The 521-nt window shown below is 61.8% G+C and carries 1 protein-coding gene; it reads right to left on the bottom strand.

What is annotated here, in order from left to right; genetic code table 11:
* Nucleotides 1-20 precede the first annotated feature (20 nt).
* On the bottom strand, nucleotides 21-521 hold a 501-nt coding region (locus tag CKO15_RS13880), incomplete at its 5' end, for an RpnC/YadD family protein (RefSeq protein ID WP_476729775.1).

Raw genomic sequence — 521 nt, forward strand, 5'->3', positions numbered from 1 at the left:
GCTCGAGGCTGGCGCGGCCATCACCTGGTCGTGAAGAGGTCTTCGAGCGCGTTGGCGGTGAGGATCAGCTCGACCCAGGTGTCCAGTTGCTCGTCTGTGGCTTGCTCTAGGCGTTTGGATGCCGACTCGGGGATGTCGCCGAATTTGAGGGTGATGAGTTTGCGGAGGGTGCCCTCCACGCCCGCCTTGCGGCCTACCTTTTGGCCTACTTTTTGGCCTTCTTTATGGCCTTCTTCGCGCTCGCGTTCTGCCCAGTGTTGTAGGTTTTCGGCCAACATCGCTTTGTCCTCGACGAGTGAGTTGATCTGGGTAAGGTCGATCTGTGCGCCAAGGCGCTGGAGATGACGCTTGAGCCAGCGGGTAATGAGCCGGTCAAGGCGGGCCTTGTTGGGGTCAGCCTGGATCAGGCGCACCAGCCGATCGACGGCGGCTTGCAGGGAGGCGCGATCGCCTGAGGCGATCTCGACCTGGATGATGCCGCTGAGCGGGCTGTCGATGGCGCTGAGCTGCTCGGAAGTGTA

The organism is Halorhodospira abdelmalekii, assembly GCF_016583625.1.
GTDB lineage: Bacteria > Pseudomonadota > Gammaproteobacteria > Nitrococcales > Halorhodospiraceae > Halorhodospira > Halorhodospira abdelmalekii.